The organism is Azospirillum brasilense (assembly GCF_005222205.1).
Taxonomy (GTDB): domain Bacteria; phylum Pseudomonadota; class Alphaproteobacteria; order Azospirillales; family Azospirillaceae; genus Azospirillum; species Azospirillum brasilense_G.
In genome coordinates, this window is sequence record NZ_CP032345.1 from 1427501 (window position 1) to 1445497 (window position 17997).

Consider the following 17997-nt stretch of genomic DNA (forward strand, 5'->3'; position numbering starts at 1 on the left):
GCCGCCCGCTGCGCCGGGTCCAGCACCACCACAGCAGCGCCATCAGCACGCCGCCCTTCAGCAGGTCGCTTTGGGCGACGACATAGATGGTCTTGTCCACCGCCATGCTGGCGCGGCTGTAGCCGTTCAGCCAGCCGATGATGACGAGGTCGAATGCCGTGGTCACGCCGTTCCCTCCGTTCCGCCGAGCCGGTCGGCCTTCGGAAGGCCGACCACTGGGAGCAAGGAACGGAAGGGCAAGCCCCGAGGGTACCGGGTATCGGTCTTATCCCGGAAGAGTCAGCGCCGCTCGTACACGCTGTCGCCGCCGGCCGCGCCGAACAGAACGACGTCGTAAGGGTCCTTCACCCCCGTCTCCATGCCGGGCGAGCCCTGCGGCATGCCGGGAACGGCGAGGCCGACCGCTGCCGGGCGTTCATGCAGCAGCCGCTGCACGCTGTCGGCGGGGACATGACCTTCCAGGGCGTAGCCGCCGACCAGGGCGGTGTGGCAGGACTGCAGCCGGGCGGGCACGCCGAGGCGCGTCTTCACCGGCTCCACATCGTCGACCTCCTGCACGGTCACCGGAAAGCCGGCGGCCCGCATGTGGTCCACCCAGCCGCCGCAGCAGCCGCAGGTCGGCGATTTCCAGACCATCACCTCCGGCTTGGCCGCGGAGGAGGCGGCGGCTGGGGCCGTGCCAGCCAAGCTGCGCACCGCGATGGCCAGGGCGCCCACCGTCAGGCTCGCCCCCATGGCCGTGAGAAACATCCGACGATCCAACATTCGCAACACCCGCTCCACAAACCTGCGGAAAGATGGCTTGCGGCCATCCTGTTTCAACGCAGTCTGCCGCCCGCCGCCGCCGCCCGCTTTGATCGTGGTCAAACGACCCGCCGCGGACCGACGGTTGCGAAAGGACGAAATTCATTCCATAAGGACAACGAACCCGTTGCGCGGGGGAAGTTGCATCGGTTACCGCTGAATGACAGCATTCCGCGTGGCAAACCCCGGCCGGCACTCTCCGGAGAACCGGTCGTTGGCCGGAAACCGGCTGGACGGACGGGCAGGCTGAACGGACAGACGGGCAGGACGGGCGGAACGCGCAGCATGGGAACCGACCTTCTGTTCGCAGACGACGACCAACCGCCGCCTCCCGAAGATGGCGCGGAGCCGTGGATCGTGCTGATCGCGGACGACGAACCGGAGGTCCACGCGGTCACCCGGCTGGCGCTGGGAGGTCTGCGCTACAAGGGGCGGCGGCTGTCGCTCGTCAGCGCCCTGTCGGCCGGCGAGGCCGCGGCCATCCTGCGCTGCACCCCCAACGTCGCCATCATCCTGCTGGACGTGGTGATGGAGACGGACGATGCCGGGCTGCGGCTGGTCCGCACCATCCGCGAGGAGCTGAACAACCACGCCATCCGCATCATCCTGCGCACCGGCCAGCCGGGACAGGCGCCGGAGGAGGACGTGGTCCTCGCCTATGACATCAACGACTACAAGTCCAAGGCGGAGCTGACGGCGAAGAAGCTGTTCACCTCCGTCGTCGCGGCGTTGCGCGCCTACGCCGACATCGTGGCGCTGGAGACCAACCGCCGCGGGCTTCAGCAGATCATCCAGTCCACCGACCGGCTGTTCGAGCTGCGCTGCATGCAGCAGTTCGCGGCCGGGGTGCTGACCCAGCTGTCCGCCTTCCTGCGGGTGAAGCCCGACGCCATCCTGTGCGCCCAGCGCGGCGCGGCCGGCCGGCCGCTCCCGGACGGCGCCTTCTATGTGCTGGCCGGGGCCGGCTGCTACGCCGAGGCGGCCGGGTGGACCGCGTCGCCGGCCGAAGCGGTGAAGCCGGGAGCGGCGGTCCCGCCGGCCCTCGCCGATCGCATCACCGATGCCTTCCGCAGCCGCCGCAGCCATTACGGCCCCAACGAGACGACCCTGTTCATCCGCGTGCCGGACGGGCACGAGGTGGCGGCCTGGATCCACACCGACCGTCCGCTGGACGAGGTGGACCGCGGGCTCGTCGAGGTGTTCGCCTCCAAGATCGCCCTCAGCTTCGCCAACGTCAGCCTGTACGAGCGGCTGCGCGAGGCCAACGAGACGCTGGAGGCCCGCGTCGCCGAACGCACCCGCGCGCTGGAAGCGGCGAACGCCAAGCTGGAGCGGCTGGCCACCGTCGATCCGCTGACCGCCGTCTGGAACCGCCGGCATTTCCTGGACCTCGCCGCGGCGGAGCTGGGGCGGGCGCATCGGCACGGGCGGCGGCTCAGCGTCATCCTGCTCGACCTCGACAACTTCAAGGCGGTCAACGACGGCCACGGCCACGCCGCGGGGGACGAGGCGCTGCGCACGGCGGTGGTCCGCGCCCGCGAGGCCCTGCGCACCTCCGACCAGATCGCCCGTTTCGGCGGGGAGGAGTTCGTCGCCCTGCTTCCCGAGACCGACCTTGCCGGGGCCCGCATCGTGGCCGAGCGGGTGCGCGCCGCCATCGCGGGAAGCCCGGTGATGACCGATGGCCGGGCCATCCCCATCACCGCCAGCCTGGGCGTGGCCGAATGGAGCCCTGCGGAACCCTCCATCGAACTGACCCTGCGCCGCGCCGACGCCGCGCTCTACGAGGCCAAGCTGGCCGGTCGGGACCGCGTGTGCGTGGCAGACCAGCCGAAGGCGCCGGACACCCTCCCCTAAGTCGCCATCGGGCCACCATCGGCCACCGCCACCCCACTGGGCCGCCGGCGCGATGCCGGGCGCGGTTCGCAACAAAGGAAGCATTCGCTTGCGGTTCTCAGGTTGGCCGCAACCAGCCCGCCTACGGATATTTCCCTGGCTTTGAACAAAGTTTGCAAATCTCATTCGCCCTGCACTTTGGCGTTGCAGGCCCGAAGGGCGTGGATTACCGCTCAACCATTCTCGACACCGTGAGACGGCGGCAGCGGCGAACGGACTGCGGACCGGTCCCGCTGCGGCACTTCTCGGGGGTTCAGCCATGTGGAACGAGTACGGTCAGGCCCTGTTCCTGGCGCTTGCCTTGGCGGGGCTGGGGTTCGGCATCGGCAAGGCGGCGGTTCTGCTGGGCGAGCGCACGATCGAGCGGCGGCTTGGCACCGGCAGCCTGCGCGACGTCATCGCCCGCCGCGCCAAGCTGGAAGCCGGGTTCGAGGCGCGCCGGACGCAGCGCATCGACGACCTGCGCAAGGCCGAAAAGGACGTCGGCGACACCCTGCGCCGCCGTCAGGCGCTGGAGCGGCGCCTGCGCGACCTTCAGCACCGCGGCGACGACATCCTGCGGCTGGTCGGCGAGGAGGTCGCCGGCACCCCCTGCTACATCGCCCAGGTCGCAAACAAATATGTCGGCGTCGGCACCAACCAGCAGATGCAGCACGCCTTCATCGACTCCGCCTGGGCGCGCCCCCAGACGGTCGAGGCGTGGGCGCGCACCATGCCGGTGGCCCGCGCCGAGATCGAGCGGCGCTACCCGCCCGCCTTCGGCTATGTGGTGCTGCGGATTCAGGAGGCGGGGCAAGGCCCTGCGATCACGACCGGCGGGGCGGGAGCCGGCCACGGCTGGTCCGGCCCGGACGACGCTCTTCCTCTGGCGAAAGCGAGTTGAGGGCGCCATGGGCCATCCATCGATGCCGTATCTCTTCTCCGCGCTGGTCGGCGTGGCGACGCTGGCGGTCTCGCTGTTGTCGGCGCGGCGGCAGCTCCGGACGGCGGAGGACCGCATCGCCAGCGCCGCGGCCCGGCGACAGGCCCAGGTGGAGCGCCTCAAACGCCTCGCCCGCGCGACGCTGGACCAGGCGCGCGAACTGCGCGCGGCGCGGCGGCGCAAGGAGTCCATCGATCTGGCCTGCGAGGATCTGGAGCAGCGGTTGGCGGCGGCGGGCGCGGCGGACCGGCGCGTCTATGTCCTGGACGACCGGCGCACCCCGGCGGACTCCGGATGGGTCGTGACGGTGGCCCACGCCGATTATGGCGCGCGGGTCACCGGCGGCCTGGAAAAGACCGCCTTGGAGCGTTGGAAGAGGGGACGACGCTTTCTGGTCTGGGGAATGGACGAGGCGAAGGCGCGTGAGAAGACCAACGCCCGCTACCCCGAGCACAAGGGCTTCTCCGTTCTTTCGGTGAAGCCTTACCTCGATTGATGACCCGGACGGATAGTCCTCCCCGTTTGGGGGAGCCCCGGTGGCGGTCATCGGCCGGACGGACGGTTGCTGTCACCTCTTTTCGCTACCATGTCCTTCACAGTTGCGTCATTCTGATCGGGTCAAGCGGAGGAGCCATGATGGATCTCGATCTGGTCGTGCTCGTTGGGGCGATGGCTGCGGCCCTCGCCGGTCTCGCTGCCGCCCGCCCGGGCATGAAGCCGGTGCGCGTGCGCAGTCGGAACCGCCGTCGGCGCTGACCCACGGGCGCCGCCGAACGCGCGGCGCTGCGGGCAGGCGGCGGCTCGGCCCCGGAGGCGTTCCGGGGCTGCCGTCAACGGTCCAGGTTGCGGATCGCGCGGTTGAGTTCGTACTCTTTGGAAGCGACGTGCGCTTCCAGGCTTCCCACGCGCTTTTCGAAATCGCGGAAGCGTTGCGTCAAGCCGGCCAGGGTGCGGTCGGGCTTGATCGACACGCCGCGCCAAAAGGCCTCCTCGTCCGGGTTGCGGTAGACCGCCGGCGGCTTGACCGGCAGGACCAGCACCGCGATCACGTAGGCGAGGATCACCGGCGGCATGAAGAAGAACAGGCCGAGCACCAGGGCAAGCCGCACCAGCCCGGGCCGGAACCCGAAGTAGTCGGCGATGCCGGCGCACACGCCCCCCACCACGCCACGCTGCGGATCGCGGAAGAGCCGGTGCGGGTTGGGCGAGTCGTAGGGCGAAGAACGGTCCATCGTCGGGCTCCCGTCAGGTCGGAATGAAGGTGGAATGCGGCCGGCTCACAGCTTGTCGCGCCAATTGGGCGACTCCGCGTCGAGCACCCGTTCCAGCGCGTGGATGCGGCCCTCCAGGCGGTTCGAGATGTCCCACAGCTCGGCCAGGAGTTGCTCGTCCTGGGCCGACAGCCCGCGCTGCCCACGCCATTTGGTGATGTAGTGGAAGATGATCCAAAGCGGTGCCACCACGGTCATGAAGAGCACCGCGAGGACGAAGCTGAAACCGCTCATCGGGGGACGGCCTTTCTTGTTGTTCGGGAAACCCCTCCCCCGCCGGGAGGCGGGAGAGGGGGTTCAACAGCCGCAGCCGGTGTCGGGGCCGCGGTGTCGGCGCCGGCGTGGGATCAGCTTCCCCGGCGCGCGGCGACGCGGGCCTTCAGGGCGGCCAGCTCGTCCTGGACCTTCTTGTCGGCCTCCAGCTCCGCGATCTCCTCGGTCAGCGTCTTGGTGCGGCCCACGTCATAGGCCTCCACGCGGCCTTCCAGCTCGTCGAGGTTGCGCTCGACCTGCTCGAAGCGGGAGAAGGCGTCGTTGATCCGCTCGTCGTGCAGGGTGGAGCGGACGCGCACGCGGTTGGCCGCCGTCTTGGTGCGGGCGACCAGCGCCTTCTCGCGGTTCTTGGCGTCGGTCAGTTTGGCCTGAAGGCGGCCGATGTCCTCGTTGGACTTGGCCAGCGCCTCCTCGACCTGGGCGAGCTGGGCGGTCAGGACGTCCGCCTCCTCGGCGGCGCGCGACTTGGCCATCAGCGCCTGCTTGGCGAGGTCCTCGCGGTCATGGGTCAGCGCGGTCTCGGCCTTGCGGTCCCAGGAGTCGCGCTCGCGGTGCAGGTCGGCGATGCGGCGCTCGATCTCCTTGCGCTCGGCGATGATCTTCACCGTGGAGGAGCGCACCTCGACCAGCGTGTCCTCCATCTCCTGGATGATCAGGCGGATCAGCTTCTCCGGGTCCTCCGCGCGATCGAGCAGGGAGTTGAGGTTGGACTGCACGATGTCGGTCAGGCGCGAAAAGATGCTCATGGGGATGTGTCCCTCGTTTGGCGCTTATGGTCGGGCTTGGTCTTCGTCGGGCCTGAGATTTATCAGCCGAGGACCGTGGCGATCAGCAGGCCGGCGGCGAAGAACGCCCAGCTCTCGGTCGGGCGGCTGGTCAGGTAGGTCCGGATGCGCGCCGCCAGCGGACGGGCCTCGCGGGTGTAGCGGCGGTGGTAGTCGCTGTAGTGGCTCATGCGGGTCTCCTTGTTTGGCCCCCTTCTTCGCAATGGCCGTGCCAAAGCCGGGAATCCCCGCGAAGCCTTGGGTTTGCTGGGCCGAACGATCGGACACCAGGGTTGGAGCATTGCCGGTTTCACGATAGAATGAAGAAATTCGCCAACTCTTCGCCGATTTGACCATGCAGCCCACCCCGCCCTCCCTGCTTGGGGAATCCCCGGCCTTCCACGCGGTTCTCGCCCACGTCTCCCGCGTGGCGCCGCTGGAGCGCCCTCTGCTGGTCATCGGGGAGCGCGGAACCGGCAAGGAGCTGATAGCCGCCCGCCTCCATTACCTGTCCCGTCGCTGGGACCGCCCCTTCGTGAAGGTGAACTGCGCCGCGCTGACCGAAAGCCTTCTCGACTCCGAGCTGTTCGGCCACGAGGCGGGGGCCTTCACCGGGGCGATCCGGCGGCAGATCGGGCGGGTCGAGCAGGCCGACGGCGGCACGCTGTTCCTGGACGAGATCGCCACCGCCAGCGCCGCCGTTCAGGAAAAGCTGCTGCGCGCCGTGGAGTATGGCGAGATCGAGCGGGTCGGCGGACGGACCCAGACCGTCGATGTGCGGGTGATCGGGGCGACCAACGCCGACCTGCCGGCGCTGGCCGAGGCCGGGCGGTTCCGCGCCGACCTGCTGGACCGGCTGGCCTTCGACGTGGTGACGCTGCCGCCGCTGCGTGCCCGGCGCGAGGACATCCCCGTGCTCGCCGAGCATTTCGCCCTGGGCATGGTGCGGGAACTGGAGCGGTCCCTGTTCCCCGGCTTCGCCCCGCGGGCGCTGGAGCAGCTTCTCGACCATGGCTGGCCGGGCAACGTGCGCGAGCTGCGCAACGCGGTGGAGCGCTCCGTCGCCGCGTCCGACCCGGAGGGGCTGGTGGAGGAGATCCTGCTCGACCCCTTCGCTTCCGCGTGGCGACCGGCGGCGCCGGCGGTGTCCGCCCCGTCACCGGCCGCGGAGGAGGCGCCGCCCGTTGCCGCCGGAGACTTCCAGGAGCAGGTGCGGCGCTTCGAAGCCGGGCTGCTGGAAACCGCGCTGGAGCGCCACCGCTTCAACCAGCGCCAGACCGCCGAGGCGCTGGGGCTCGGCTACCACCAGCTTCGCGGGCTTCTGAAGAAGCACGGGCTGATCGGCAGGCCCGCGTAGCCTTGTCCCTCTCCCGGGGCTCTCGGCGGCCAAAGGCCGCCTGACGCCGTCAGCGCCCGCTTGCGGGCGCGAGAGGCAGGAGAGGGACTTTACTTTTTCTCCAGCAGCAGCGTGCCCTTGCTCTGCAGCCGGTCCTTCACCTTGTTGGCCAGCAGCCCGAGCGCCCAGGGAAGCTGCACCTCCACGGTGACGCTGTCGTCCTGCACGTCGATGAAGCCGGTGACGGTCTGGGCCATCGCCACCACGCGGAAATCCACGCGGTCGTCGGTCCAGTGGTCGTCCATGCTGCTGGCGACCGCGGCGAGGTGGGAGCGGGCCTGCCCCACCCCCTCCGCCACGCGCCGCTTCGCCTCGTCCCGGCCGAGCTTGTGGGGAATGGAAACGGTCAGGGGCTTCGACATGAACAGGCTCTCCGCTGCGTCAACGCTTATTCATGGCAAACAACAGTCCACGGCGGCTTTTCTTCCACCCCCGTCATCCATCTGCAACGGTGCTAAGACAAATCTTATCTCTTTCGAGGGCGCTCTTTCGTCGCAACGGGGCGGCGGCGTATAGCTTTCCATCACAGATTACATCGGGCATGGACTTCTTGGGGGCCGCGACCGCGCCGTGAGCAACGATCGACCGGGCGAACTCTTTGCGGGGCCGCGCCCCATCCAGACGCGGGGGGAGGAGCCGGCGCTGCGCCCCCGCCTGCCCAAACGCGCGCCCAAGCCGGAAAAGCCCGCCAAGCCCGAGAAGCCCAAGGCCGAGAAGCCGCGCAAACCCGCTCCGCCGCCGCGCAAGGCCGCTCCCAAAACGGCCAGAGGCGGCGGCGGTCGGCGGACGATCCTCGGCACGCTCGTCTATGCCGGGATGGTCGCCGGGGTGTGGTGCGGCATCGCGCTGGGCGCGGTGCTGGCCTGGTTCGCCCTGGACCTGCCGGACATCTCCAAGGTCGCGCAGTTCGAGCGGCGCGCCTCGGTCACCGTGCTGGCGGCCGACGGGTCGGAGTTCGCGCGCTTCGGCGACCTGCACGGCACGACGCTGGGCGTGCGCGACCTGCCGCCGCATCTGATCAACGCCGTGCTGGCCATCGAGGATCGGCGCTTCTACTCGCATTTCGGCGTCGACCCCATCGGTCTGGCCCGCGCGCTCTACGTCAACTGGCGGTCCGGGCGCTCGGCGCAGGGCGGCTCCACCATCACCCAGCAGCTCGCCAAGAACCTCTTCCTGACGCCCGAGAAGTCTCTGAAGCGCAAGATCCAGGAAGCCATGCTGGCGCTGTGGCTGGAGCACCGCTTCACCAAGGACCAGATCCTCACCGCCTATCTGAACCGCGTCTATCTGGGGGCGGGCACCTTCGGCGTGGACGCGGCGGCGCGCACCTATTTCGGCAAGCCGGCGACCCAGCTCGACCTGCGGGAATCGGCGATCATCGCCGGCCTGCTGAAGGCGCCCTCGCGCTACGCCCCGACCTCCAACCCGGACGAAGCGGCGGAGCGGTCGCGCGTCGTGATGGGCGCCATGGTCGACGCCGGCTTCATCACCGCGCAGGAGCTGGAGGCGGCGCGCAGCGCCCCGCCGTCGGCCAAGCGCAAGCCGGGCGGCGACGGGCGCTATTTCGCCGATTGGGTGACGGAGCTGGTCTCCGCCTTCGTCGGCTCCGGCCACGGCGACGTGGTGGTGCGCACGACACTGGACCTCAAGCTGCAGCGCGCGGCGGAGCAGCGGCTGGAGGAGATCCTGGCCGGCCCCGGTGCGGCCGCCAACGCGCGCCAGGGCGCGTTGGTCGCCATGACCACCGACGGCGCGGTGCGCGCCCTGGTCGGCGGGCGGGACTACGACAACAGCGAGTTCAACCGCGCCACCCAGGCGATGCGCCAGCCCGGTTCGGCCTTCAAGCCCTTCGTCTATCTGGCGGCGCTGGAGGCCGGCTGGTCGCCCGACAGCCCGGTCGAGGACGCCCCGGTCCGCATCGGCACCTGGAGCCCCGGCAACTATGACGGCAAGTTTCGCGGCACCATCACCATGGCCAACGCGCTGGCCCATTCGTCCAACACCGCGACCGTGCGCATCATCGACCGCATCGGGGTGGAGCGGGTGCGCCGGGTGGCGGCCGGGCTGGGCATCAACTCGCCGCTGGGCAAGGACCTGTCGCTGGCGCTTGGCACCAGCGAGGTCAACCTACTGGAGCTGACCCGCGGCTACGCCGGCATCGCCAACCGCGGCGCCCCGGTCTGGCCCTACGCCATCACCGAGATCAGGGACCGCGACGGCAACGTCCTGTACCGGCGGCAGGCCGGCGGCTCCGTCCCGGTGGTCGACCCGGCGCACGCGGTGCAGCTCACCCGCATGATGACCGGAGTCATCGAGTATGGCACCGGCAAGTCGGCGAAGCTCGACCGCCCGGCGGCGGCCAAGTCGGGCACCACCCAGGATTACCGTGACGCCTGGTTCGTCGGCTTCACCGCCGACCTCGTCGCCGGGGTGTGGTTGGGCAACGACAACAACGCCGAGATGAAGCGGGTCACCGGCGGCTCGTTGCCGGCCAAGCTGTGGCAGGGCTTCATGCTGGACGCCCACGCCGGCCGCCCGCCCCGCCCCCTGCCGGGGATGGAGGGCGCCCCCGCCTATGTCGCCTCCGGCATCGCGGTGCCCGCCCGCGCCACCCCGGCGGCGGCCCCGGCGCCCGCGCGCGGTTCGTCGGGGGGCGGCGTGGCCTCCGGCATCGGTTCGCTGATCGAAAGCCTGACCGGCAAGGGCAGCGCGCCGCAGGTGCAGTACGACTACGGCAATCCGGTGCGGTGAAAAGCCCTCGCCCCCCTGGGGAGAGGGTTGGGTGAGGGGATTTACGCCCGGCAGGGCGGAGAAGACGTCCTTTGTTTGACAAAGTGGGTCGCCTTCGGCGCCCCCTCATCCTGACCTTCTCCCCAGGGGGGAGAAGGAAAAGAGGGTCTATCAGCCTCCCAAATACCCCAGCATGCCCTTTCCCACCCGCGTGCCCATGGCGAAGCAGCCCTGGAGGAGGTAGCCGCCGGTCGGCGCCTCCCAATCCAGCATCTCCCCGGCGACGAAGGTGCCCGGCAGGCGGGTCAGCATCAGCGACGCGTCCAGCTCCGCCAGCCGGACGCCGCCGGCGGTGGAGATGGCGCGCTCGATGGGCCGCACGCCGGTCAGCACCATCGACAGGGACTTGATGTGGCGGGCCAGCGCCGCCGGGTCGGACAGTTCCGACGCCGGGGTGAACTCGCGCAGCAGGGCGGCGCGCGGGCCGGTCAGCGACAGGGACTTCTTCAGGAAGGTGGACAGCGATTCCGCGCCGCGGCGGCGCAGCCGTTTGGCGATCGCCGACTCCGGCAGGTCCGGCATCAGGTCGATGGTCAGGGCGGCCCAGCCCTCGCGTTCGATGGCGTCGCGCAAGGGGGCGCTCAGCGCGTAGACGGCGCCGCCCTCAATGCCGGTTTCGGTGATGACGAACTCGCCCTTCAGCCGCCGGTCGCCGAAGGCGAGGCCGACGCTCTTGACCGGCTGGCCGGCAAAGCGTTCGCGCAGGTGATCGGACCAGGGCACCTCGAAGCCCATGTTGGACGGGCGCAGCGGCGCAATGTCCACCCCGCGCGCGGCCAGAAGTTCCGTCCAGGCGCCGTCGGAACCGGTGCGCGGCCAGCTCGCCCCGCCCAGCGCCAGCAGCGTGGCGCGCGGGGCGACGGTGGTCGCGGGGCCGTCGCCGCGCTGGACGCGCAGCGCGCCGGACGCGTCCCAGCCCAGCCAGCGGTGGCGGGTGTGCAGGGTGACGCCCAGCCCCTCCAGCCGGCGCAGCCACGCCCGCACCAGGGTGGAGGCCTTCATCTGCACCGGGAAGACGCGCCCGCTGGAGCCGACGAAGGTCTCGATCCCCAGCCCCGCCGCCCAATCGCGCAGGTCCGTCGGGGTGAAGCCGGCCAGCAGATCGGCGAACAGCGGGCTCTGCGCGCCGTAGCGGGCGGTGAAGGCGTCCAGCGGTTCGGAATGGGTCAGGTTCAGCCCGCCGCGCCCGGCCAGCAGCAGCTTGCGCGCCGGGGTGGGCATCCGTTCATAGACGGCGACCGAGCGGCCCGCGGCGGCGATGACCTCCGCCGCCATCAGCCCGGCCGGGCCGGCGCCGATGATCGCAACGTCGGGAGAAAATGCGGTGTCAGGGGCGTCGGTCATCGGGTCCCCCGAAGGGCGGAAGGATGTCGACCGGTCCCGTCCGGGCCACCGCTGGGAAGCGGCAAGCGGGGACGGGACCGGGGCACTCAAGAAGCGGGAATCGGCGGCGCGGGACCGGATCAGTCCGCGTCGTCCTCCTGGGCCACCTCGTCGGCAAGGTCGTTGGCCATGTCGGCGAAATAGCCCGCGTCCACCTCCAGCCCGTTCTCCTCGCAGATCCGCATGAAGATGCGGTAGGCGTGCAGGATCGCGACGTCGAGAACGACGAGGTCGCCCTCCTCGCTGTGCTTGTCGGTGACGCCACGCTCCTGGAGCGTGCCGACGATGTCGTGAGAGGCGGCCTGAAGCACCGCTTCCATGGCTTGTTTGTGCAGGGTCGACATCGCGGGGGTCCTCTTTCTCAAGTGGTCGTCTGCCGTCGGGCGCGGCGCGTTCAACGCCGGCCCGTGGTAGAAAACCCCTCTTAGCAGCTTCGGGTTCTCGCCGCAGCGATCATCGCGCGCTGTCTTTCGCATGGCTCTGCAGATAGGTCAGCAGCAGGCGGCCCTCCTCCTCGTCCAGCCGGGTCAGCCGCTTCATGGCGTTCATCTTGCCGATCCAGGCGTTCGCGTCGAAGTCGGCCGGCGGGTGCGGCGCGTGGCAGAGCGAGCAGTTGGCGTCGTAGACCCGCGCGCCGTAATCCCACAGCGCGCCGAGCGTGCCCACATAGCCGCCCGCCCCGGTCCAGGCGGTCAGGCGGACCTCCGTCCACTCCTGTTCGGTCTCCGGATCGGTGACGCTGCGCAGCGCCTCTGCCTGCCCTGCTGCCGCCGCGTTCAGCTTGACCGTGGTGATGCGCTTGCCCGGCCGGGCGTAGAGCGTCTGGGCGGAACTGCCCCGCTGCCAGCCGGTGATCTCCACCTTCAGAGCGCCGCCTTCCGTTGCCAAAACCTTCACCGGAGTCGCCGCGGCGATCTCGCCGTCCCCGGCGCTCCCAGGGGTCGGCGGCGCGCCGTACAGGGCGAGGCTGGTCAAGGCGTAGGCGGTGTCGCCGGGCTTCAGGGCCAGCGCCTTCGCCTGATCCGACAGGCCGGCAAAGAACTGGCGATGACCGGCGGTCACGTCGGGAAAGCTGTGGGCGATGCCCTTGTGGCAATCGATGCAGGTCTTGCCGGCCTTCTCCGCCCCTTCCATGGCGCTGGCCGCCTTCGGCGTCTGCTTGTGGAAGTCCATGGCGCCGAAGGAATGGCAGTTGCGGCATTCCTGGCTGTCGGTGGCCCGCATGCGGTCCCATTCGCGGCGCGCCAGCGTGTGGCGCTTGGCCTCGAACTTCTCCTTGGTATCAATGGAGCCGATGAGCCAGTGATACAGCTCTCCCGACGCCTGCACCTTGCGGATCACCTTGTGCGTCCAGTCGCGCGGGACGTGGCAGTCGGCGCAGGTCGCCCTTACGCCGGAAGCGTTCTGGTAGTGCGGCGAGGCCGTGTACTCGACATACACGGTGTCGCGCATCGCGTGGCAGGAGACGCAGAACTCCATGCGGTTGGTCGCTTCCATCGCGGTGTTGAAGCCGCCCCAGCCGACCACCCCGACGACGACGCCCACCAGACCGGCCAGCGCGAGCGTCCCGAAGCCCCCCGCCGTCTTCCATCCCCACCGCATGTCGATACCCTGCAACCATCCTCAAGAAAAGGAATGGGGACGGGCCGCCCCAACGACGCCCGGCCCCATCCAACCCTCAACCCGTCAGTCGAAGGGATGCGGCTTCGGCGTCTTGTCCGTGGACGGCGGCAGGATCGGCAGAGCGAAGCTCGGCTGGTCACCGGTCAGCGTCTTCAGGAAGGCGACGATCTTGGCGTTCTCGTCGGTCGAGAACTTCTTGCCCAACTGGATGCGGCCCATGACGTCCACGGCGTCGGACAGGGTCGCGGCCTCGCCGTCGTGGAAGTAAGGGTAGGTCAGCGCGACGTTGCGCAGCGTCGGAACCTTGAAGTTGAAGCGGTCGGCCTCCTCCTTGGTCACCGCGATGCGGCCCTCGGCGGGGTTGTTGGTCTTGTAGGGCTCGACGACGCCCATCTTCTGGAAGGTGTTGCCGCCGACGGCCGAGCCGTTGTGGCAGGCGGTGCAGCCCGAGTCCTTGAACAGCTCGTAGCCTTCCAGCTCGACGGTGGTCAGGGCCTTCTTGTCGCCCTTCAGCCACTGGTCGAAGCGGGAGTTCGGCGTGACCAGCGTCTCCTCGAAGGCGGCGATGGCCTTGGTCACCTCCTCGATGGTGATCGTCGTCTCACCGAAGACCTCGGCGAATTCCTTCTGGTACTCGGGGATGGAGCGCAGCACCTCGACCGCCAGGGCGTGGGTGGAGCCCATCTCGCCGGGGTTGGCGATCGGGCCGCCGGCCTGCTCCTGCAGGGTCAGGGCGCGGCCGTCCCAGAACTGGGCCACGTTCAGGCTGGAGTTCAGCACGGTCGGCGAGTTGATCGGGCCCTGCTGCCAGTTGTGGCCGATGGAGGTCTTCAGGTTGTCGGTGCCGCCCATGGACAGGTTGTGGCACGAGTTGCAGGAGATGAAGCCGGACTTGGACAGCCGGGGATCGAAGTACAGCTTCTTGCCGAGTTCAACCAATCCGGGATTGGTGACCTTCGCCGCCTCGATCGGCGAAATCGGTTCGTCGGCGGCGAACGCGGGCACGCCGAAGGTGGCGACGGAGGCCGCCAGCATGGCCGCGAAGGACACGGCAGCACGCATGGACATCGCACTTCTCCCTTATCGAAGTTCTAATATTTTGGCTAATGCCTTGATGCAAAATGACAGTGGCACGCCGCGCTCTGGTGATACCAGTGACAGGCGTGTCGCGCGGCAATGCGCCGCATGTCCGTACACAAACTATGGCCACTCAAAACAATCTTCGATGCGGGCATGAAAAAGGGGCGGCGGGACAGCCCGCCGCCCCCATCGGGACGCCAACCGGTTGATGATCTTAGGTTGCGCCTAATCGGCAGCCGCCTGGCTGGCCATGCCGCCCTGCGCGCCGGCCGGCATCCCCTTCGCCACCTCGTCCGCCGTGGCGCGGTGGACCTTCACCGAACCGGTCCACTGGCCCCAGACCTTCGGGTCGATGGTGTCGCCGTTCTTGCCCAGCGATTTCAGCCGCTTCTGGTCCTCGTCGGTCAGCACCTGCTTGGGCAGGGGGGCCAAGCCGGCGACATCGGCGGCGGTCATGCCCAGCATGCCGGCGACACGGCTGCCATAGTCGTCATGAATCAGGAAGAAGTGCCAGAGCATCCGCTCCTGGACGTCGCGTTCGCACTGGCCGAGCAGCGTGCCCATGTTCAGGACCAGATCGTCGCGCTCCCAATCCATCATGGTGCAGTAGCGGGCGCGGGGCTGGACGTAGTCGTTGCGGCGCTCGATCACGCTGCGGGTCAGCCGGCCACGGATCTCCGGCGGGTTGTTCGGCTCCTCCCGCTGGGCTTCGCTGAGGCCGTTGTGGATGGACGGCTCGAAATTGACGTGCGGGTTCTGCCCCGGCGCCAGATCGCGCTGGTAGGACATCTGCCCGCCCGACAGGTTGGTGGCGACCGCCGCGTTCTTGGCCTGGTTGATCGGCAACTGCTGATAGTTGGGGCCGACCCGGTAGCGCTGCGTGTCGGAGTAGGAGAAGGTCCGCCCGACCAGCATCTTGTCGTCGGAGAAATCCAGCCCGTCGACCAGAACGCCGGTGCCCATGGCGATCTGTTCGTTCTCGTTGAAGAAATCCTCGACGTTGCGGTTCAGCGTCATCACGCCGACGTGGCGAAGCGGGAAGTCCGACTCCGGCCAGATCTTGGTGTCGTCCAGCGGGTCCCACTCCAGTTCGGGATGGTCGTGGTCCTCCATGACCTGGACATACATGTCCCACTGCGGGTAATCGCCCCGGTCGATGGCCTCGAAGAGATCCTTGGAGGCGGAGCCGAGATCCTGCCCCTGCACCTTCGCCGCCTCCTCCGCCGTCAGGCAGGCGACGCCGCAGCGCGGGTGGAAGTGGTACTTGACCAGCACCGTGTCGCCGTTGGCGTTCACCATCTTGTAGGTGTTCACGCCGAAGCCTTCCATGTGCCGGTAGTTGGCCGGAATCCCGCGCGGGCTGAACAGATGCGTCAGCATGTGCATGGATTCGGGCGTCTGGCTCATGAAGTCGAAGATGCGGTTCGGTTCCTGCCGGAAGGTCACCGGATCGGGCTTCAACGAATGGATGACGTCCGGGAACTTGATGGCGTCGCGGATGAAGAAGACGGCGAGGTTGTTGCCGACGAGGTCCCAGTTGCCGTCCTCGGTGTAGAACTTCACCGCGAAGCCGCGCGGATCGCGGGCCACCTCCGACGAATCGCGCCCGCCGATGACGGTGGAGAAGCGTATGGCCAGCGGGGTCTTCTTGCCGGCCTGTTGGAACAGCTTGGCACGGGTGTATTTGGAGGCCGGCTCGTCGCCGATCTTGCCCGTCGCTTCAAACTCGCCGTAGCAGACGAAGCCGCGGGCGTGGACCACGCGCTCCGGAATGCGCTCGCGGTCGAAATGGGAGATCTTTTCCAGGAACTGGTAATTCTCCAGCGTCGCCGGCCCGCGGGCCCCCACGGTGCGCTGGGATTGGTTGTTGGTGATCGGGTGGCCCTGACGGTTGGTCAGAGTCTTCGATTGGTCAGCCATCGCTTTCTCCCTGAACAGCAAGCCGTGCCGGCGCACCCCTGGGGCGTCCGGTTGGAAGGTCAACGTCCCTAGTTTGGAACCGTTCCAATCCAAAACGCCGGACGGCGACACCCTGTCCGTCAGGGAGATGCCCAAACGGAAAAGGGCGGCCCCGAGGGACCGCCCTTTCCGCAAACGTCGTGGATGACGTGAGCTATTAGAAGCCCATGCCGCCCATGTCGTCCATGCCACCCGGCATGCCGGCCGGAGCAGCCTTCTTCTCCGGCTTCTCAGCGATCATCGCCTCGGTGGTGATCAGCAGGCCGGCGATCGAGGCCGCGTCCTGCAGGGCGGTGCGAACCACCTTCACCGGGTCGATGATGCCGGCGGCGACCAGATCGGTGAACTCACCCTTCTGGGCGTCGTAGCCGAAGTTGGCGTCGTTCTGGTCCAGCAGCTTGCCGACCACGATCGAACCGTCGGTGCCCGCGTTGTAGGCGATCTGACGGACCGGGGCCTGCAGGGCGCGGCGGATGATCTCGATGCCGACGCGCTGCTCGTCGTTGACCGGCTTCAGGGCTTCCAGGGCCTTGGTGGCGTACAGCAGGGCGGTACCGCCGCCGGCGACGACACCCTCTTCCACCGCGGCGCGGGTGGCGTGCATGGCGTCGTCAACGCGGTCCTTGCGCTCCTTCACCTCGACCTCGGTGGCGCCGCCGACGCGGATGACGGCAACGCCGCCAGCCAGCTTCGCCAGACGCTCCTGCAGCTTCTCGCGGTCGTAGTCCGAGGTGGTCTCCTCGATCTGCGCCTTGATCTGGCCGATGCGGGCCTGGATGTCCTCGGCCGAGCCGGCGCCGTCGACGATGGTGGTGTTCTCCTTGGAGATCACGACCTTCTTGGCGGTGCCGAGCATGTCGATGGTGACGTTCTCGAGCTTGATGCCGAGATCCTCGGAGATGACCTGGCCGCCGGTCAGGATGGCCATGTCCTCCAGCATCGCCTTGCGGCGGTCACCGAAGCCCGGGGCCTTGACGGCGGCGACCTTCAGGCCGCCACGCAGCTTGTTCACGACCAGGGTCGCCAGGGCCTCGCCCTCGACGTCCTCGGCGATGATCAGCAGCGGACGCGAGGACTGCACGACGGCCTCGAGGACCGGCAGCAGGGCCTGCAGACCCGACAGCTTCTTCTCGTGGAGCAGGATGAACGGGCTCTCGAGGTCCGCGATCATCTTGTCGGCGTTGGTGATGAAGTACGGCGACAGGTAGCCGCGGTCGAACTGCATGCCCTCGACGACGTCCAGCTCGGTCTCGAGGCTCTTGGCCTCTTCCACCGTGATGACGCCCTCGTTGCCGACCTTCTCCATCGCCTGGGCGATCATCTTGCCGATCTCGGCTTCGCCGTTGGCGGAGATGGTGCCGACCTGGGCGATCTCGTCGTTGGTCGTGACCTTCTTGGCGCGGCCGCGGATGTCGGCCACGACGGTCTCGACGGCGAGGTCGATGCCGCGCTTCAGGTCCATCGGGTTCATGCCGGCGGCCACCGACTTCACGCCCTCGCGGACGATGGCCTGGGCCAGAACGGTCGCCGTGGTGGTGCCGTCGCCGGCCAGGTCGTTCGTCTTCGACGCGACCTCACGCACCATCTGGGCGCCCATGTTCTCGAACTTGTCCGACAGCTCGATTTCCTTGGCGACCGAGACGCCGTCCTTGGTGATGCGCGGAGCGCCGAAGGACTTCTCGATCACGACGTTGCGGCCCTTCGGACCCAGCGTCACCTTCACGGCGTCGGCGAGGATGTCCACACCGCGCAGCATCTTCTCGCGCGCGGAGGCGGAGAACTTAACTTCCTTGGCAGCCATTGCTCACTTCCTTGAAATTCGGGGGGTTGGATCGC

At 68.7% G+C, this 17997-nt stretch carries 19 protein-coding genes (1 of these 19 running past the window's edge); 6 read left to right on the top strand and 13 right to left on the bottom strand.

Annotated features, from left to right (window positions below; translation table 11 throughout):
• Together D3869_RS06975 and D3869_RS06980 are read right to left on the bottom strand one after the other, a co-directional pair.
• Nucleotides 1-166, bottom strand: partial view of a phosphatase PAP2 family protein gene (locus D3869_RS06975; RefSeq protein ID WP_137139461.1) — the beginning only. The gene continues 539 nt to the left of window position 1, outside the view; the window shows 166 of its 705 coding nt (coding positions 1-166); it begins with the start codon at nt 164-166; its stop codon lies off the left edge, out of view.
• Between the two features lie 113 nt (nt 167-279).
• Entirely contained in the window at nt 280-750 is a 471-nt protein-coding gene (locus D3869_RS06980; protein WP_137139462.1) for a DUF411 domain-containing protein, read from the bottom strand.
• Nucleotides 751-1089: 339 nt separating this feature from the next.
• Here D3869_RS06980 and D3869_RS06985 point away from each other — a divergent pair, with 339 nt between their 5' ends.
• The 4 genes from D3869_RS06985 (at nt 1090) to D3869_RS34410 (ending at nt 4378) form a co-directional block, all read left to right on the top strand.
• The gene (locus D3869_RS06985; RefSeq protein WP_137139463.1) at nt 1090-2661 is read left to right on the top strand and encodes a diguanylate cyclase; all 1572 of its coding nucleotides are present in this window, start codon (nt 1090-1092) and stop codon (nt 2659-2661) included.
• Between the two features lie 298 nt (nt 2662-2959).
• Nucleotides 2960-3583: a hypothetical protein gene (locus D3869_RS06990; protein ID WP_175426412.1), complete on the top strand. Its 624-nt coding sequence runs from the start codon at nt 2960-2962 to the stop codon at nt 3581-3583.
• Nucleotides 3584-3590: 7 nt separating this feature from the next.
• Nucleotides 3591-4118, top strand: coding sequence for a hypothetical protein (locus D3869_RS06995; protein ID WP_137139464.1), 528 nt, complete (start codon nt 3591-3593; stop codon nt 4116-4118).
• Nucleotides 4119-4255: 137 nt separating this feature from the next.
• Nucleotides 4256-4378 carry a hypothetical protein gene (locus tag D3869_RS34410; protein ID WP_282190171.1) on the top strand — a complete coding sequence of 41 codons (123 nt, stop codon included), beginning with the start codon at nt 4256-4258 and terminating at the stop codon, nt 4376-4378.
• 74 nt (nt 4379-4452) lie between these two features.
• On the opposite strand, the gene pspC is transcribed toward D3869_RS34410, so the two are convergent.
• The 4 genes from pspC to D3869_RS33015 form a co-directional block, all read right to left on the bottom strand.
• Nucleotides 4453-4854, bottom strand: a complete 402-nt coding sequence (gene pspC, locus D3869_RS07000; protein WP_137139465.1) for an envelope stress response membrane protein PspC — start codon at nt 4852-4854, stop codon at nt 4453-4455.
• A 45-nt stretch (nt 4855-4899) separates the two neighbouring features.
• On the bottom strand, nt 4900-5127 hold the full coding sequence (gene pspB, locus D3869_RS07005; protein WP_109067670.1) for an envelope stress response membrane protein PspB: 228 nt from the start codon (nt 5125-5127) through the stop codon (nt 4900-4902).
• 113 nt (nt 5128-5240) lie between these two features.
• A complete protein-coding gene (gene pspA, locus D3869_RS07010; RefSeq protein WP_137139466.1) occupies nt 5241-5912 on the bottom strand; it encodes a phage shock protein PspA in 672 nt (223 codons plus the stop codon).
• Between the two features lie 62 nt (nt 5913-5974).
• Nucleotides 5975-6121 (bottom strand): hypothetical protein, encoded by a 147-nt coding sequence (locus D3869_RS33015; protein WP_175426413.1) that lies wholly within the window; start codon nt 6119-6121, stop codon nt 5975-5977.
• Nucleotides 6122-6285: 164 nt separating this feature from the next.
• Here D3869_RS33015 and pspF point away from each other — a divergent pair, with 164 nt between their 5' ends.
• Nucleotides 6286-7287: a phage shock protein operon transcriptional activator gene (pspF, locus tag D3869_RS07015; protein WP_137139467.1), complete on the top strand. Its 1002-nt coding sequence runs from the start codon at nt 6286-6288 to the stop codon at nt 7285-7287.
• An 89-nt stretch (nt 7288-7376) separates the two neighbouring features.
• On the opposite strand, the gene D3869_RS07020 is transcribed toward pspF, so the two are convergent.
• Nucleotides 7377-7688 carry a polyhydroxyalkanoic acid system family protein gene (locus D3869_RS07020; protein WP_014239097.1) on the bottom strand — a complete coding sequence of 104 codons (312 nt, stop codon included), beginning with the start codon at nt 7686-7688 and terminating at the stop codon, nt 7377-7379.
• A 208-nt stretch (nt 7689-7896) separates the two neighbouring features.
• Between D3869_RS07020 and D3869_RS07025 the strand changes: the two genes are divergently transcribed.
• A complete protein-coding gene (locus D3869_RS07025; RefSeq protein ID WP_137139468.1) occupies nt 7897-10077 on the top strand; it encodes a transglycosylase domain-containing protein in 2181 nt (726 codons plus the stop codon).
• A gap of 150 nt (nt 10078-10227) precedes the next feature.
• Here D3869_RS07025 and D3869_RS07030 read toward each other — a convergent pair whose 3' ends face one another.
• The 6 genes from D3869_RS07030 to groL form a co-directional block, all read right to left on the bottom strand.
• Nucleotides 10228-11460 (bottom strand): NAD(P)/FAD-dependent oxidoreductase, encoded by a 1233-nt coding sequence (locus tag D3869_RS07030; protein ID WP_137139469.1) that lies wholly within the window; start codon nt 11458-11460, stop codon nt 10228-10230.
• A 119-nt stretch (nt 11461-11579) separates the two neighbouring features.
• Nucleotides 11580-11843, bottom strand: coding sequence for a hypothetical protein (locus tag D3869_RS07035; RefSeq protein WP_114861593.1), 264 nt, complete (start codon nt 11841-11843; stop codon nt 11580-11582).
• 109 nt (nt 11844-11952) lie between these two features.
• Nucleotides 11953-13101: a NapC/NirT family cytochrome c gene (locus D3869_RS07040; protein ID WP_137139470.1), complete on the bottom strand. Its 1149-nt coding sequence runs from the start codon at nt 13099-13101 to the stop codon at nt 11953-11955.
• Between the two features lie 84 nt (nt 13102-13185).
• On the bottom strand, nt 13186-14190 hold the full coding sequence (locus D3869_RS07045; RefSeq protein WP_349017879.1) for a cytochrome-c peroxidase: 1005 nt from the start codon (nt 14188-14190) through the stop codon (nt 13186-13188).
• 237 nt (nt 14191-14427) lie between these two features.
• Nucleotides 14428-16122 (bottom strand): catalase, encoded by a 1695-nt coding sequence (locus D3869_RS07050; protein ID WP_137139471.1) that lies wholly within the window; start codon nt 16120-16122, stop codon nt 14428-14430.
• Between the two features lie 196 nt (nt 16123-16318).
• Nucleotides 16319-17962: a chaperonin GroEL gene (gene groL, locus D3869_RS07055; RefSeq protein WP_137139472.1), complete on the bottom strand. Its 1644-nt coding sequence runs from the start codon at nt 17960-17962 to the stop codon at nt 16319-16321.
• Between the last annotated feature and the right edge of the window lie 35 nt (nt 17963-17997).